The sequence below is a fragment of the Mycobacterium stomatepiae genome (assembly GCF_010731715.1).
Classification (GTDB): Bacteria; Actinomycetota; Actinomycetes; order Mycobacteriales; family Mycobacteriaceae; genus Mycobacterium; species Mycobacterium stomatepiae.
The window spans coordinates 17854-32988 of the sequence record NZ_AP022587.1; the positions used below are offsets into that span (position 1 = coordinate 17854).

Sequence of the window (15135 nt, forward strand, 5' to 3'; positions counted from 1 at the left end):
CCAACTACATGGCCTGGAACCGGACGCACCTCGCGCATGCGCAGCAGACGGTCGCGCAGCTACTGGAATCGGTGATCGATGCTGCTAAAGGCCTGAAGTTGGCGAAGTTGGAGGGCGACGCCGCATTCTTCTGGGCGTCGGACGGTAACGCCAATGTGCTGGTGTCCGATCGGCTCTGGCGCATGCGTCATTCGTTCCTCGCCCGGCGGCAGCGAATTAAAGCCGACATAGCCTGCGAGTGTGCGAGCTGCAGACAGCTCGACAGCCTGTCGCTGAAGTTCGTCGCGCACGAAGGCGAGGTGGCCACGCAGAAGGTAAAGCGCCATGTCGAACTCGCCGGCGTCGACGTCATCCTCGTGCACCGGATGCTGAAAAACCAGGTCCCAGTGCCGGAATACGTGCTGATGACCGATACGGTTGCGGCGAGCCTCGATGAGTCGATACGTGGGCTTTCGGTGCCGCTCACGCACGATTTCGAGGGCATCGGTGAAACGTCCACGCATTACATCGACCTCGCCACGTCGGAGGCGCCACCGGCACCGCCGCAGCGCGGCTTGGCCGACTCGGGATGACGGCGATGTTCGAGCTGAATTCGATGCCGTTCCTGCTCGGTCTGAAGAAACCCGCCGACGGCTTCCGCAACCTGGGCCGCGGCGCCGAGGAGATTCCTGCCTAGCGAAAGCGCTGTTGCACAGCGTTACTGAGCGTCGGCGAGCGCGCGGCCCATGCGCGAGACGGCTTCGGTGAGAATCGCCCGCGAGGTAGCGAAATTCAGCCGCACATGCCCGGCTCCGCCGGTGCCGAAGACATGCCCGGAGCTCAGCGCGACACGGGCGTGGTCGAGAAACCAGCGGGCCGGTCCGGACAGGTCGGCCACCACCGCGAGGCCGTCGCCGGCTTCTTCGGTAAAACCGAGCTCCCGACAATCCAGCCAGGCGAGGTAGGTGCCTTGTGTGCCTTGATATTTCACGCCTGGTAGCGGTTTGGCGACCAGATCGCTCAGTAGTGTGCGGTTGGCGTCCAGGCCCGCCAGCAGCGCGTCCAGCCAGTCGCCGCCGCTGCGGAACGCTTCCGCGTGCGCGATGATGCCCAGGTGACTTGGCCCGTGGCTGACCTCCTCGGGCATCCGCTGCAGATCGGCGGCCGCCTCGGGCCCGGCGATGGCCAGTGCCGCCTTGAGCCCGGAGAGATTCCACCCCTTGGAGGCGCAGGTCAGCGCGAACGCATCCTCGGCGCCGGGGACGCTCAGGTACGGCGTGAATCGCGAACCCGGCAAGACCACCGGCGCGTGAATCTCGTCTGCGACCACCCGCACGCGCGACCGCCGCGCGCATTCGGCTACGCCGCGCAATTCGTCGACCGTGTGTACCGTCCCGGTCGGGTTGTGGGGATTGCACAACAAGTAGGCGACCTTCCGGTCCGACGCCCGCGCGCGTGTGAAGGCTTCCTCCAACGCGTCCAACGCAATTCGCCCCCCGGCATCGAGCGGCGCCTCGATCACCCGTCGTCCCGAGTGCGTCACGAAGGCGTAGAACGGCGCATACACCGGCGCGTTGACGACGACCGCGTCGCCCGGATCGGTGATCAGCCGCAGTGTCTCAACGATTCCGAGCATGACGTCCGGCACTACGGTCGTGCGGCTGACCTCGAGACCGTGCCATTGCCAACGCCGCGACGCGAATTCGCCGACGGCCTCGGCAAGGGCGGTCCCCGCCGGATAGCCGGTATCGCCGTTGTCGATCGCGGTTCGCAGGGCATCGGCGACGGTGGGGGGTAGGTTGACATCCATCTCGGCGACCCACAACGGCAAGACGTCGTTGGGATGCGCGCGCCACTTCATGCTGGTGCGCAGTCGCAATTGCGGCAGCGTGAGTTCCTCGAGTGGATTAGGCGTCATTCCCGCAGACTAGGCCGCGGGCGGAGTCACCCGGTCACAAACGCGCCCCTGGGGATCGTCAAAGGCAGGTCGACCGAGCTCAAGAGCCCGGGCTCGGCGGCAACGACATAGGGCACGGCGTTCACGACGCGCATCGCGGTGGCGACCATGGCGCCCGCACCCGACGTCATGCTCCCGACTCCGGCCTTGCGCGGATCCTTCAGCGTTGCCGCCATGCTGCAGTCGATATCGGGGTCGCCGAAAATCTGAACACGGTACGACAGATCGCCGATGCCGGTTGGCCATTCGGGTGCGACGTCGGGTGCGAGCCGGGTGATGTGTTCGATGACGATGGCCTCGCGGCCGTCGACCACACCGGTCGCCCGCATGCGCAGCGCACCGGCCGTACCCGCCTCGACGGTGCCCATGGCGACCTCCAGGGTCCGGTTGGTGACCGCGCGGTCGAAATGCTCGCGGACCTCCTGGACTTCGACGCCGAGCGCGTCGGCGATCAACCGGATCTGCCCCTGCCATTCACCGGCGATCGCACCCGGAAAGCCGATCCAGGGCTGGTAGTCGAGGGGCCGGCCGAAGCCCAGCGCGTCGCTCATGATGTCTGGCACGGCGTAGTCGTCGTAGAGGCCGATCTCCCAGGAGTGGATCCTGTCGATGGACGACGACTGGGTGGATAGCACCAACGGCAGGTAGTCGGCGGCAAAGCCCGGCTCGATGCCCGACGCGTAGAGCGACACCTGGCCCTGCTTGGCCGCGGCGGCCAGCTGGTCGCGCCATTCGGCGGGTTCGTAGGCGTGCGGATTGACCAGCCGGGTGGTGCTGGTCGTGACGACATTGATCCCGGCCTCGAGCAGCCGGACGTAGTCGGGAATGGCCAGCGCGTCGCGCTCCGGGCCGCTGGCCGCGTAGATCACACAGTCCGGCGCCAGCGCTATCAGCGCGTCGGCGTCGTTGGTGGCTTTCACGCCGATCGGCTCGCCGTTGGCGAGTTCGCCGGCATCCTTGCCGTCTTTCTCGCGGGAGTGCGCCCACACGCCGACCAGGTCGAGATTGGGGCGCCGATCGATGGCGCGAATCGCGATCGAGCCGATCCCGCCCGTCGCCCATACCACTACCCGCTGAGCCGTCATCTGATCCTCCGAAAGACGTGGTGGCGCTTGCTCTTACGTCGGAAGCTACAGCCGCTCACCGGTAGGGTCAAGGGGTTAAGAGAGTAAGTACTATCCTAATGAACAAATTTTAGGTTAGGGTGCGGGGTGTGAGGGCACGTCATGCTCGCGGGCGACAGCGTAGCGGCGCTGCGCGAAGACGGCGGGCCGTACCGCATCCTGACTTCCGGCGAGACAGCCGACTAGGCGCAGAGCGGGCAATTGCTGCCGCTGGCTCCGCTGCGCGGCGGCGTAGCACCGGATGTGGCGTGGCCAAACCTTGAACGTGCCGCGGCGGTCAGCACGCGGGCTTAGTCAAAGGAGACCCGTTGTGCGTGTTGTCGTGTGGTCCACCGGGGGAGTGGGTTCGATTGCGATCGACGCCATTTGCGGTCGGCCCGATCTGGAACTTGTTGGTGTCTGGGTGCATTCGCCCGAGAAGGTCGGCAAGGATGTCGGCGAGTTGGCCGGAGGTGCTCCGCTGGGGCTGGCGGCGACCAACGATGCCGACGCGCTGATCGCGCTGGGGCCCGACTGCGCGGTGTACGCGGCGAGTGGCCCCGATCGCGATGGCGCGGCCGTGCCCGACTACGTGCGGCTGCTGAAGGCGGGTATCAATGTGGTGTCGACGTCGTCGACGAGTCTGGTGTACCCGCCGTCGTATTTCGCGCCCAACTGGCGCGACGAGCTGGACGCGGCGGCCAAGGCCGGCCAGGCGTCATTCTACGTGTCGGGCATCTTTCCCGGCTTCGCCTCGGATCAGCTCGCGTTGCTGATGACGACCCAGTCCAAGCGGATCCGCCGGATCACCGCCAGCGAGGTCGCCCTCAACGACCACTATCCGGTGGCCGACGTGATGATGGACGGGATGGGCTTCGGCCGGCCGCTGGATTTCGAGCCGATTCTCAAGACGCCCGGGTTCATCGAAATAGCCTGGAAAGCACCGATTTATCTGATGGCAGCGGGGCTCGGCGTCGAGGTGGAAGAGATTCGCGCTTCGCTCGATCGTGAGCTGACGGACCGGGACATCGAGGTCGCGTTCGGCACGATCAAGGCGGGTACCTGCGGCGCCGTCCGCACCCGGGCAGTGGGCATCGTCAACGGGGCCGAAGCCATCGTGATCGAGCATGTCATCCGGATGGCGCGCGATGTCGCACCGTCGTGGCCGACCTCGGAGTGCGACGCCACGTATCGCGTCGACATCGAAGGCGATCCCGATATCCACTGCGAGATGACGCTCGGGGCGGCGGAGGGGCACGCGGCGGGCCATGCCGCGATGGCGTCCACGGCTATGCGGGTGGTCAATGCGATCCCGTATGTCGTCGACGCGCCCGCTGGCCTGCTCAGCTCGCTGGATATTCCGACGACTCTGCCGCTTTACGCCTTCGACTGAACGTGTAACGTACGTCCCGCAGCTTCAGGTCAGCTAGGAGTCGCCTTGTTCTCACTGCGCTTCGATATGCGTGCCCCGTCGTGGGGCGCGCCTCCCGCCGAGCTGTATGCCGCGGTCCCCGAAATGTGTGCCTGGGCAGAAGAACACGGCGGGCTGGCCGCGGTGTTGTGTGAGCACCATGGATCTGAAGACGGTTATCTGCCGTCGCCGATGATCCTGGCGCCGGTCATTGCGGCCCGCACCCAACGGTTGTCGATGAACCTGATCCTGATTCTGCCGTTCTACGACCCGGTCCGGCTGGCCGAGGACATGGCGGTCCTCGACATCATCAGCGGCGGGCGCGTGATCTACACCCTGGCCCTCGGATACCGGCCCGAGGAATTCGAACACTTCGGCTTGGCGATCAAGAGGCGTGGCCGGATCGCCGACGAGAATCTGGGCCTGCTGCGCAGGCTGTTGACCGGCGAAACCGTCGAGGAAGACGGACGCCGGGTCCACGTGACACCCGCGCCGTTGAGCGCGGGCGGCCCGGCGATGATGTGGGGTGGCGGCGCGCTGGCGGCGGCCCGTCGGGCCGGCAAGTACGGTCTGGGCATGCTGGGCAACGCCAATGCGCCCGGCATCCGGGAGGCGTACGAGGAGGCCTGCCGCGAGCACGGCCATCAGCCCGGGCCGACGATGTTCCCCGACCGCGACACACCGTCGGTCGTGTTCGTCGCCGACGACGTGGATCAGGCGTGGAAAGAGATCGGCGAGCATCTGCTGCACGACGTGCGCATGTATGCCGCCTGGAATCCCGGGGACGAGACGACGGCGGGGTTCTCGCACGTACAGACGGTCGACGAGCTGCGTGCGAATCCGGGTTCGCACATCATTATGTCTGTCCCCGAGGCGATTTCGTGGGTTCAATCGGGCAAGATGCTCAACTTGTCGCCGCTGTGCGGTGGGTTGCCACCGGACATCGCGTGGCCATATCTCAAGCGGGTCGGGGAAGTGGTGCTTCCCCAGGCACTGGGCTGAGCGTTATTCCTCGCCGAAGCGATCGGCTCGGGCCCTGCTCTCGTAGCTCACTGGACATCTCCTTCGATCAACCGCGCCGAGCGTCGAGTTGTCGGGAAGAATTCCCGCGCTTTCACGCAACAACTCGACGTTCGGCGCGAGGGTTCTACTTGGGTTGGTTGGGCACGCCCGGGTATAGCTGCTCGGTCGGACCCACCGTCACCCAGCCGCCCAGCTTCGTGATGAGGTGGGGCGCGAAGACCGCGCCGTACACCAGATGTCCGACGACGATCACGGCCGCGATGGACAGCAGCGACGACTGCGTCCGAGTCTTCGATCGCTTATCGGCCCACATGTCGATCACATTGCGGCCTTGCGCATCGGTGCGCCCGAGCAGGTAGGTGAAGACCATCATCTGGATGCCCATCGCCAGCGAGTCATACAGCGGGTACTGGTGCTTGGTCCCTTCGAAGATCGCCAGGCCGGGAATCACGTAGCCGTAGTAGAAGTTGCCGAGCTCGGCACCGGTGAAGGCGTTGAAGAACAGCGCCCAGCAGAATCCGACGACGAGGCCGACCACCAGGAGGGTAATTGGTCTGCGCCAGTTGAACTTTGCGCTCAGCCAACGTCCGAGGGCGGCACCGGTCAGGGCGGGAATGACGAAATAGGAGACGTAGCCGATCGGCACCGACGAAGGCAACCCGCCCCACGTGACATTCAACGGCCACCACGACGGCATGCGGGGCAGCGCGGGCGGAAACTGTGCGTACATCGCCCAGTCGTACGGTGACTCGATCCACGAGAACGAGATCGCCGAGATGCCCAGCAGCAGCAGCGGGTGGATGCGCCCGCGACGGTAACTCAGATAGACCCCGACGATCAGGAACACGGTGCTGCTGACGTAGGCGAAATACATCGCCCCCGCCAGGTACGGGGTCATCTCGGTGTGCACTGGCGGCCCTCGTCGCTCGGCGCCCGCCGCGCCTCGGGATCGAAGCGGATCACGAGCCCGAATATCAGAACGATCAGGCCGAACAGCATGCCGAGCATGATGACAGCGCCCATGGTGTAACCCTTTCGAATTGGCGCTCTTTAAGGTAGCGGATACTATCCTCAAGGCGGAGTTTTGGAGGAGTGGACCTCGGTGCCCCAGCGAGCAACTAAGCGGCCGATACGGGCGACGGTGGTGCGCCGACCTCGGGGTGAGCCGCGCCGGCTGCTGCTCGACGCCGCCCGCGCGCTCTTCGCTGGCCAGGACTACCGCAGCACCACGACGCGTGAAATCGCCCAGGCCGCCGGTGTCACCGAACACCTGCTGTTCCGCAACTTCGGCTCGAAGGCAGCGCTGTTCCGGGAGGCGCTGGTGGTGCCGTTCGTGAGCTTCGTCGACGAATTCGGTCAGACCTGGCGGTCGGTGGTCCCCGAGGAGACCGACGAGAAGGAGCTGACGCGGCTCTTCGTATCGCAGCTCTATGACGTGTTCGTCGAACATCACGGTCTGCTGCTGACGCTGATGTCGGCCGAGAGTCTCAGCGAGGAGGAAAAGGCCGATGCCGGGATAGCAGAGATCCGCCGGGCCGTCACGGTGCTCGGCCAAATCAGCGTTGAAGGAATGCAATTGCGGGGCTTGCGGTCCGACCACCCGGACCTGCCCGCCCACTCGGCGGTTTCGATGATCGCGGGAATGGCCGCGCTGCGTTCGACGTACTTCGGGGACACGCCACCGCCGCGGGAGGTGATCGTTGAGGAACTCGTTCAAGCGCTCTTGCACGGCTTCTTGCACCGCAACGACTGAATTAGGAATCCGGCCATGACAAGCCCCAGCGCGGTCGAGTTGTATTACGACCCATTCGATGTCGACATCGACTCGAACCCGTACCCGGTGTGGAAGCGCATGCGCGAGGAAGCGCCGCTGTACTACAACGAGAAGTTCAACTTCTACGCGTTGAGCCGATACGACGACGTGGCACGGGAGCTGCACAACTGGGAGACATACCGGTCCGGACGCGGGACGACGGCCGACATCTTGTTCGCGAATATCGAAGTGCCACCGGGCATTCTGCTCTTCGAGGATCCTCCGTTGCACGACTTGCACCGCAAACTGCTGTCCCGGGTCTTCACGCCGCGGCGGATGCTGGCGGTCGAGGAGTTAGTGCGTGGGTTCTGCGTGCGCGAGCTTGACCCATTGGTTGGTGCGAGCGGTTTCGATTTCATCGCCAACCTCGGCGCGATGATGCCCATGCGCACCATCGGCTACCTCCTCGGCATCCCCGAGGAAGATCAAGAGAAAATCCGCGACCGCAGTGTCGCCAACATCGAAATGTCCAAGGACCGCGACCCGGCAAAGGCCGACGCCGACGTGTTCGCGAATGCGATCGGCATGTTCGCGGAGTACATCGAGTGGCGGGCCAGTCACCCGTCCGACGATCTGATGACCGAACTGTTGCGGGCCGAGATTGACGAGGGTGACGGCAAGCGTCCGCTGTCACGGACCGAGGTGCTGTCCTACACCGCGATGATCGCGGGTGCCGGCAACGAAACCACCGCGCGCCTAATCGGTTTCATGGGACAGCTGCTGTCCGACAACCCAGATGCACGCCGCGAACTCGCCACCGACCCGTCGCTGATCCCCGGAGCGATCGAGGAGACACTGCGCTACGAGCCCCCGTCGCCCGTGCAGGCCCGTTACGTCGCGCAGGACGCCGAGCTGTACGGTCGCGCGATTCCCGAGGGGTCGTACATGCTGCTGCTCAACGCGTCGGCCAACCGCGACGAGCGTCAGTTCCATGATCCCGATCGCTACGACATTCACCGCGGCGGAAGTCATCTCAGCTTCGGGCAGGGCCTACATTTCTGCTTGGGTTCGGCGCTGGCCCGGCTGGAGGCGCGGGTGGCCTTCGAAGAAGTGCTCAAACGCTGGCCCGACTGGGAAGTCGACTACGCGAAGGCCCAACGAGCACACACCGCGAGCGTGCGCGGCTGGGCGCGCTTGCCCGTTGTAGTGGGGTGATCTCCCGCCGAACGTGCGGCTAGCCGCGCACTCGCGGCCTCGTAGCGGCGGCTGAGGGATAGCAGTTCGTCGACACTCCATTGGTCGTAGGCGTGCTCGCCATACTTCGCCGCGAGGATGCGCCCGTCGGCGTCGATCAAAATGTCGGCGGGCAAGCCGAGATTGCCGTTGGTGGGGTTGGCCGGCAGCGGGGCGTGACGCTTGGTCATTGCGGTCCGGGCGGCATGCCACCAGCCGCGGGGCAGCGCTCGCCACGCTGCAGGCTTGAGAATCGCCTTGGCGGATGCGTCCACACCGAACCGCCGGTATAGCTCCTTCTCGGGATCCCCGATTACGGCGAAGGGGAGATCGTCTTCATATTTCCGCAGTTCTGTTGGGGTGGAATGGAATATCACGACTTCCCGTACACCCGCCGCGGTGATCTCGTCGATCCGGCCGCTGATCGAGCGCAGGTGCAGGTTATAGATCGGGCAACCGGCAAATCGCCGGAACTGAAGCTGGGTCAGCGCGCCGTTAGGGTCGGGGATCGCGACCGGTCCGCCGGAGATCTCGGTCAGGCTCAGCCGCGGGAACTGGCCGCCGGCCTCGAGGTGGGCAGGGCTCATGGGGTCGACGTCCTCTCGTCATCTGGGCATCTAAGCAGTTCATCAGACCGCTAGTCCAGTCAATAAGTTATGAGTCGGATTAATACCCTCATCTGGAATAATCGTCGAGTATCGTCTGTGTACTAGGAGTCCGATGGATTCGCCACCCGCCAAGCGCAACCCGTATCAGTCACGGATTCGTGCCGAACAGGCGGCCGCGACCTGCGCGCTGGTCCTCGATGCGGCCACGCGGCTGTTCATCGAGCGGGGCTATGCGGGCACTTCGATTGATGCCATCGCCGAAGCGGCCGGGGTAGGACGTTCGACGGTGTTCGCCGCCGCCGGCGGTAAGCCATGGCTACTGAAGACCGCGTGCGACCGGGCAATCGTCGGCGATGACGAGCAAGTCCCTCTGTTGGAGCGCCCGGAGGCACGCAAGTTGTTCGCAATGACGGACCCGACGGAGATCGTCACCGCATATGCCGGCATCCTCAGCGATGCTGTGCAACGGGTTTCCGCGATCTACGAAGTGGTGCGTTCGGCTGCCGGAGTCGATGCGGAAATTCACGAACTGTGGCTGGAAATGAGCCGGCAGCGACTTGCCGGGGCGGAGAGTATCGCGAATCTGCTCCGCCGCAAGGGAGGACTGCGCAAAGGCCTGTCTGCCGGCCGGGCCCGCGACATCATCTGGATTTACAACGATCCCGGCCTGCACCACAGCCTCGTCGGCATTCGCAAGTGGCGCCAAAACAACTACCGCGAGTGGCTTACCGAAGCTTTGAAGGGACAGCTCGTCGGGTAGCTACCGGTGGCAGCCATTGGCTCAGTCGCCCGCTCGACTGCGAAGGTAGTTTCACTACGACGGCCAACGCCATCCACACGGCGGCATAGCCGAAGGCCAGCGCTGGCGAGGTCAGGTGTAGAGCAGACCCGCGACAACCGTCGCCACCACGTCGCCGGCCGCTTGGATCGCGCCGAGCACACCGAACCCGCGGCCGCGCAGTCGATCCGGTAGGAGTTGCGACACCACCGCCGACTGGGTCGGCTCGGCAAGCCCAATGCCCGCGCCGGCCAGCGCGAAGTCCAACGCAATGATCAGCGCGCGGTGCGCACCCGCCGCGAATACCAGGTAGCCGACGACATAGACGGCCGCGCCGGCGCCGAAAACGGCTCGCGGTCCGGCCCGGTCGTAGCGACGTAATCACGGTTCGCCTGCCCGAAACACCCTGTAACGCTTAAAGAACGCTTTGATCCACCAGAACCGCGCCGTCGGGCTGGTTTCCGAGTGTGCTCAGCGAAATGTCTTCTTCTTGGACGGTCAGCAGGACGATCTGAGCCAATTGCCGGGGCGCGTCGCACTGCACGTAATGATCGGCACCCGGCACCACCCAGTAGCGATTTCGACCGGGCTTGGCCTTGAGGTACGTCTGCCAAACGTGGTTCGGGACGCGTAGCGGCGCGACGCTGTCGTGCAGTCCCCACACCACGGTGGTGTTCACTTGGCTGTTGGAAAGTGCTTCAAGCCAACTGGTTTCGTCGTCGGCACGCTCGTTCAGATACTGGATCGTGTCCGGCAGCACCCGGATTCCGTCGTTGTGGGCAAAGCACCTGGCCAGCGCGGCGATTTCGGGGTCGGTCAATTTCCTCCTCGGCATGAAGGTACTGGCCCCCATGCCGGCCGCCAGGGTCTCCGGTGTGGTCGCTGCCGCGGTGGCGCGCCCTGTCTCGGGATCGAGTAGCGCGGTTTGGAACAGCGTTAGATTCGCCAGCGGAAGGTAGATGTTGGCATTGGTCACGATGAGATCGAGCGGGGCCACCGGCGGGTCCAGCGCGGCCAACATGCCCAGCGCGATCATGCCGACGCTGCTGCCGCGATCGTGGGTGAGCATCCGAAATTCGGTCAGCTTCCACACGTCGGTGATCGCGTGCACGAGCAGACGTGCATCGTCGTACAACGAATAGACGTACGGCTCCGGCGGCTTGTCCGACAAGCCATAACCGGGAAAATCCAACACGTAGATGTCGAAATCGGAGCTCAGCTCGCGCGCCAGATCGAAGTAGTCGATGCTCGACGTCGGAAAGCCGTGAACGAGCACCAGTGCCGGTGCCCCGGGTGTGCCGCAGCGGCGACTGAACACCGCGACTTCCTGCCCGTCGTTGGCGGCGGTAGTCGACCGCCAGCGAAGCTCGGTACCACCCTGTTGCCACTGCGCGAAGATGTCCAAGCTGTCAGCATCTCAGAGGCGATCATGGTTAGACAACCGGTGTTTCGCCACACGATCGCTCACGGACAGGTCACATGTATCCCGAATGTGATCTGTCGCATACCGTTTTGGCCGGGCATGGTCCCCTGGCCATTGCCGGTGATCGTGTAGCTCTTGCCGTCTTTGGCGACGATCACCTGGTTCACGGATTGGGTCGGTTGATAGGGCAGCTGGTACTGACCGTTTCCGACCTTCAGTGAAATCGAAAAGCCGTCAACGCTTGGCGGCTTTTCGTCCGACAGCGCGAATGACAGCGACGCCGCGTCGTCGTGAACGGTGATGCGCGTCGTCAGATCCCCCGACTCCGGGGGCGTTGCGTGCGGCGCGGAGGCCGAACTGGTGCAGGCGACTTTCGAGGTGATCGTGTGCGAGTGCTGATCCAGCATCACGGTGGTGTTTGACGGCGCCGGACTCGAGCTCGCCCCAGAAGCGGGTTTGCCACCATCGCGGGAACAGGCCGACAGGCCGGCGGCCAACACGAGCACGCCGAGCCCGGCACCACAACGGCCGATTCGCCGCCGAGTGTCCGGATTCTTCATCGCAAGTCCTCCTAGAGGTCTTTTCTCCGAAGGCGCGCACGCGCCGTGCCTACCGTAGCCGCGAAGCGGCTGTTCAGCGCACCGGGCTACGGCCAGGCTTCCCAATGGATCATTGTGCGCAGCGGACCGGCGAATACTGGTCGCACCGCGTTCGATCGCCAGCGTTCCTCGACGAGCGGCGCCAGGGCCGCCGTCGTGCTGAGCGGATCGCCGTCCAGGTAAACGACGGTGATGTATTGATGGTCGGCGGCCCAGCCGCGGGGCAAATGGCTCCAGCCGGTGCTCGAACCGAATGTCCAGGCGCCCGCGGTGCCGGGCGTGGCGAGTAGCGCCGGGAAGTGCTCGGCATGCAGCCATTGCAGCCATTCGTTCGAGCGTCCTTCGGTGGGCTCCTCGACGATCAGCAGGATGCCGCGATGCGGCCGGAACGGCACCACCTCAGCCGAGATGAGCGCGTGCGGCGAGGCGTGCCACTGCAGCAGGCGTAGTCCCGCGATTTGCAGCAGTGGGCGTGCGACGGGGAAGCGGCCGTTCTCCCGCAGTTCACGGCCGAGGGCCACGAAGTCATCGAATGTTTCTGCAACGGGGTCGCTGACCAGATAGTGCACGACGTTGCCGGTCTCGCCTAATGATCCGTCGGCCGCGAGACGCTGGTTGAGGTAATCGCCGTCGGCGATCCAGCGCAATCCGTGCACGATCCCCGGAAGTTGATATTGCTCGGGCATGTGGTCGAGCAGGTGCCAACGCAGGTAACCGCTTTCGTCGCCGGACGGAGCGGTGAGGCTGAAAATGCCTGCCTTGATCCGGATCACGCGGAACCGCCGGGGGAATGAACCTCGGCCAGCGGCTGCAGGTTTTCTAGGTAATGCTGCAGCGACTTGTGTCTGAACCACGCGCTGACGGTGGTCGCGCCATGCGCGGCGGTCTCGGCGAGTAGCTCGCGGGTGCGTTCGGGATCGTTGATCGGGTCCAGCGGCGCGGGCGGCGGCAGCACCACCTCGAATCCGGCCGGAAGTTCGAAGCGACCCAACCATTCTCGGGCCTGCGGCAGCGTCACATTGAATGGTGTCCACCCGTCGGCCAGGGTCAGGGCGCGGCGCAGCGACCGTAACGTGCGTCCGCCGATCCAGATCGGAACGTGATCCTGGACCGCGCACGGGTCGACGACCATGCCGTCGAACGAATAGAACTCGCCGTGATAGGCGGGCTCGGGGACCGACAAGGCTGCCCGCAGCGCCCGCAGCGCATCGTCACCGCGCGGTCCGCGGTCGTCGAAAGGAATTCCGAGGAGCTCGAATTCCTCTTTGAGGCTGCCGACGCCGACGCCGAGAATGAGCCGGCCATTGCTGACTTTGTCCAATGTGCCGTAACGCTTGGCGATTTCGAGCGGGTGGTGGTAGGCAAGCACCAATACGTTGGTAGCTAGCCGTATTCGCTGGGTGCGGGCGGCCAGGTAGCCCAACGTCGCCAGCGGATCCCAATACCGCGTGCCGCGGTGTTGCTGTTCGAGCACCACCGGCAGCGCAATGTGCTCGCTGCAGGTCAGATGGTGATAGCCCAGCCGGTCCGCGGATTCGGCGATCTGAGCCAGGTCCTCGATCGATGCGTCGCGCTCCCAGGGGGCACTGATCTGGGGCAGCGTGATCACCACCGGTGTGGACACCGACAGCTTTGCGGACGGGGTGCTCATCCCTGCATGTACCCTCTGGCATCGACGGGGATCGATTGCCCTGTGATGGTTCGACTCTCGTCACTGGCCAGGAACAATGCCAGGTTGGCCACGTCGTCGGGCGACGAAATATCGCGGAGGGCGACGTCTTTGAGCGACTTTGCCCGCACGGTCTCGACCTCGACGCTTTGTTCGTTGGCCGTTCGCTGTAACCAATTGCGATATAGATCAGTGTCGATGGCTCCCGGCACGATGCAATTGCACCTGATGCCGTGCGGCCCGACCTCGAGCGCGACGGTTTTGGTGAAGGCACGCAACGATGCCTTCGCGGTGACGTAGTGGGTTTTGCGGACGATGCCGTGGTAACCCGCGGTGGAGGAGAAGTTCAGGATGACTCCCGAGCGGCGTTTCAGCATCGACTGGTTGAGCACTTCGCGGGTACACAGCATCGCGGCGGTGACGTCGATCGCGATGGTGGGGTTCCAGTTTTCAAGCGTCTGTTCCCAAATCCAGCGGTCTTGTCCCGGGGCGGCGGCGTTGTTGCACAGGATGTCGACCTGTCCGAACTCGTCGACCGCGTGTGCCACCATCGCGGCGACGTCTTGCTCGTCGGTGACGTCGGCTCGCATCGCGATAGCGCCGGATCCGGCCGCCGCGGCGGCTTCGCGGACCAGCTCCTCGCGCCGCGCAGCCAGCAGTACCCGTGCGCCTTCGCGGACGAGTACCGATCCTAAAACGGGCCCCAGGCCGGTGCTTGCCCCGGTGACAATCGCCACCTTGCCCGCCAACCGGCCCGTCATTGGGCAAATATTACATAGCGGATTCATGGATTACGGCCGCGCGATAGCGGGTAAATTCGAACGGTGCTCGAATGCCTTTAAATGACGATCGAAATTGATGGGGGAATGACGTAGTGGTAGCCACGGGAAATCCGGTCACGACGACGGCTAGCGCACGCCGCGCTTACGGGGGACTCGATCGCGACGAGGTGATCGTCGCTTTGCGTGACCTCGCGAAGCGCGTCGGCGTGCAGCGCGTGACAATGCGCGAACTGGCCGCCGAACTCGGCGCCGCCGTGCCCTCGGTGTACTACTACGTCCCCAGTAAGCAGGCGGCTCTCGAGCTGGTTGCCGAGTCGGTATTAGCCGAGATTCCACTCCCGGATGACGGGGCCTGGGACACTCGCCTCATCGAGCTCTATTGTGCCGCAAGGGAAATGATCCTCGCTGTACCCGGTGTCGCGAGCATCTTGCAGACCAGCACCGGCAACGAGCCGGCTCGCCGGCTCGATCGGCACAGCTGCAACCTGCTCGCCGAGTCGGGACTTCCGAAAGCCGCTGCCGCCGCAGCCCATACGGTTTTGTATACGTACCTGCTGGGCTCGATAGCGCTGGAGGAAACTCGCGCCGAAATCACCACCCCCCGTGCTAGACGCCAGACCGCCAGCCACTTTCGTGCCGGGTTGGATGTGATCGTTGCCGGAATCAAGGCTTCCGCGTAGGCGGGCCGACGAGCATTCGCAAGCCGAATGTGTTGGGATCGCTGGTCGTCGAGAACCCCGAGACCGCTTCGGATCGCGACGTCGCGGCGGTGCTCGACCCCGACACGTTCGTCAGCAGCAAGGGCAACACGGGCCGC

Annotated in this window: 17 protein-coding genes and 1 pseudogene; 7 read left to right on the top strand and 11 right to left on the bottom strand. The window is 64.7% G+C overall.

Annotated elements, in window-relative coordinates:
• The first annotated feature begins 8 nt into the window (after positions 1–8).
• Positions 9–676: pseudogene (locus G6N54_RS00105) on the top strand (DUF2652 domain-containing protein).
• 21 nt (positions 677–697) lie between these two features.
• Here the strand turns inward: G6N54_RS00105 and G6N54_RS00110 are convergent.
• Positions 698–1897 carry a MalY/PatB family protein gene (locus G6N54_RS00110; protein WP_163788017.1) on the bottom strand — a complete coding sequence of 400 codons (1200 nt, stop codon included), beginning with the start codon at positions 1895–1897 and terminating at the stop codon, positions 698–700.
• Between the two features lie 26 nt (positions 1898–1923).
• Positions 1924–3021 carry an NAD(P)H-dependent amine dehydrogenase family protein gene (locus G6N54_RS00115; RefSeq protein ID WP_163788018.1) on the bottom strand — a complete coding sequence of 366 codons (1098 nt, stop codon included), beginning with the start codon at positions 3019–3021 and terminating at the stop codon, positions 1924–1926.
• Between the two features lie 349 nt (positions 3022–3370).
• Here G6N54_RS00115 and G6N54_RS00120 point away from each other — a divergent pair, with 349 nt between their 5' ends.
• Both G6N54_RS00120 and G6N54_RS00125 read left to right on the top strand, forming a co-directional pair.
• On the top strand, positions 3371–4432 hold the full coding sequence (locus tag G6N54_RS00120; RefSeq protein ID WP_163788019.1) for an NAD(P)H-dependent amine dehydrogenase family protein: 1062 nt from the start codon (positions 3371–3373) through the stop codon (positions 4430–4432).
• Between the two features lie 45 nt (positions 4433–4477).
• The gene (locus tag G6N54_RS00125; protein ID WP_163788020.1) at positions 4478–5452 is read left to right on the top strand and encodes an LLM class flavin-dependent oxidoreductase; all 975 of its coding nucleotides are present in this window, start codon (positions 4478–4480) and stop codon (positions 5450–5452) included.
• A gap of 145 nt (positions 5453–5597) precedes the next feature.
• Here the strand turns inward: G6N54_RS00125 and G6N54_RS00130 are convergent, their stop codons facing one another.
• Together G6N54_RS00130 and G6N54_RS30940 are read right to left on the bottom strand one after the other, a co-directional pair.
• Entirely contained in the window at positions 5598–6383 is a 786-nt protein-coding gene (locus G6N54_RS00130; protein WP_372513266.1) for a spirocyclase AveC family protein, read from the bottom strand.
• Positions 6368–6496 carry a hypothetical protein gene (locus G6N54_RS30940; protein ID WP_264078305.1) on the bottom strand — a complete coding sequence of 43 codons (129 nt, stop codon included), beginning with the start codon at positions 6494–6496 and terminating at the stop codon, positions 6368–6370. Before G6N54_RS30940 ends, G6N54_RS00130 begins: the two co-directional genes overlap by 16 nt.
• Positions 6497–6575: 79 nt before the next feature.
• Here G6N54_RS30940 and G6N54_RS00135 point away from each other — a divergent pair, with 79 nt between their 5' ends.
• Both G6N54_RS00135 and G6N54_RS00140 read left to right on the top strand, forming a co-directional pair.
• Positions 6576–7226, top strand: a complete 651-nt coding sequence (locus G6N54_RS00135; protein ID WP_163788021.1) for a TetR/AcrR family transcriptional regulator — start codon at positions 6576–6578, stop codon at positions 7224–7226.
• Between the two features lie 15 nt (positions 7227–7241).
• On the top strand, positions 7242–8441 hold the full coding sequence (locus G6N54_RS00140; protein WP_163788022.1) for a cytochrome P450: 1200 nt from the start codon (positions 7242–7244) through the stop codon (positions 8439–8441).
• On the opposite strand, the gene G6N54_RS00145 is transcribed toward G6N54_RS00140, so the two are convergent.
• Entirely contained in the window at positions 8369–9046 is a 678-nt protein-coding gene (locus tag G6N54_RS00145; RefSeq protein WP_163788023.1) for a peroxiredoxin-like family protein, read from the bottom strand. The genes G6N54_RS00140 and G6N54_RS00145 overlap by 73 nt on opposite strands.
• Positions 9047–9179: 133 nt before the next feature.
• On the opposite strand from G6N54_RS00145, the gene G6N54_RS00150 reads away from it, so the two are divergent.
• Entirely contained in the window at positions 9180–9827 is a 648-nt protein-coding gene (locus tag G6N54_RS00150; RefSeq protein ID WP_163788024.1) for a TetR/AcrR family transcriptional regulator, read from the top strand.
• Positions 9828–9938: 111 nt separating this feature from the next.
• Here the strand turns inward: G6N54_RS00150 and G6N54_RS30010 are convergent, their stop codons facing one another.
• The 6 genes from G6N54_RS30010 to G6N54_RS00180 all read right to left on the bottom strand — a co-directional run bounded on the left by G6N54_RS30010 (position 9939) and on the right by G6N54_RS00180 (position 14297).
• Entirely contained in the window at positions 9939–10154 is a 216-nt protein-coding gene (locus tag G6N54_RS30010) for a hypothetical protein (protein ID WP_232073842.1), read from the bottom strand.
• 106 nt (positions 10155–10260) lie between these two features.
• Positions 10261–11250 carry an alpha/beta fold hydrolase gene (locus G6N54_RS00160; RefSeq protein WP_163788025.1) on the bottom strand — a complete coding sequence of 330 codons (990 nt, stop codon included), beginning with the start codon at positions 11248–11250 and terminating at the stop codon, positions 10261–10263.
• A gap of 59 nt (positions 11251–11309) precedes the next feature.
• Positions 11310–11828, bottom strand: coding sequence for a lipoprotein LpqH (locus G6N54_RS00165; RefSeq protein WP_163788026.1), 519 nt, complete (start codon positions 11826–11828; stop codon positions 11310–11312).
• A gap of 86 nt (positions 11829–11914) precedes the next feature.
• Positions 11915–12637, bottom strand: coding sequence for a hypothetical protein (locus G6N54_RS00170; protein WP_163794333.1), 723 nt, complete (start codon positions 12635–12637; stop codon positions 11915–11917).
• On the bottom strand, positions 12637–13518 hold the full coding sequence (locus tag G6N54_RS00175; RefSeq protein WP_163788027.1) for an LLM class F420-dependent oxidoreductase: 882 nt from the start codon (positions 13516–13518) through the stop codon (positions 12637–12639). The genes G6N54_RS00170 and G6N54_RS00175 overlap by 1 nt, the downstream gene beginning before the upstream one ends.
• On the bottom strand, positions 13515–14297 hold the full coding sequence (locus tag G6N54_RS00180) for an SDR family NAD(P)-dependent oxidoreductase (protein WP_163788028.1): 783 nt from the start codon (positions 14295–14297) through the stop codon (positions 13515–13517). Before G6N54_RS00180 ends, G6N54_RS00175 begins: the two co-directional genes overlap by 4 nt.
• A 113-nt stretch (positions 14298–14410) precedes the next feature.
• Here G6N54_RS00180 and G6N54_RS00185 point away from each other — a divergent pair, with 113 nt between their 5' ends.
• Positions 14411–14998, top strand: a complete 588-nt coding sequence (locus G6N54_RS00185) for a TetR/AcrR family transcriptional regulator (protein ID WP_163788029.1) — start codon at positions 14411–14413, stop codon at positions 14996–14998.
• Positions 14999–15135 lie beyond the last annotated feature (137 nt).